Origin of the sequence: Streptomyces sp. SID1328 (genome assembly GCF_009865595.1) — a bacterium.
GTDB classification, from domain to species: Bacteria; Actinomycetota; Actinomycetes; order Streptomycetales; family Streptomycetaceae; genus Streptomyces; species Streptomyces griseoluteus.
Window position 1 is genome coordinate 1 of sequence record NZ_WWKH01000906.1, and the last position, 207, is coordinate 207.

At 81.2% G+C, this 207-nt stretch carries 1 protein-coding gene; it reads right to left on the reverse strand.

Going from position 1 to position 207, the window contains the following annotated elements; genetic code table 11:
- Positions 1–207 (reverse strand): hypothetical protein (locus tag GT030_RS28900; RefSeq protein ID WP_161203606.1); only part of this gene is annotated, 207 nt, incomplete at both ends.

A 207-nucleotide genomic window follows, 5' to 3' on the forward strand; every position in this document is an offset into this window, starting at 1 on the left:
CCGGGGTCGAGTCCCGGCACGTGCCGGGGTGCGGCGAGCCGGACCCGTACGGCTTCCACCAGGGCGTCGCGTACGGCGTCCACCGCGCGGTCGGGGTCGGCGGGGGGCGCGGCGACGGCGAGGGAGGCGACCGGCTCGTAGCCGGCGATCTCGCGCGCTCCGGCGCGCAGCACCAGCGCGTGGCCCGGCGCGACGCGGCGTACGCCC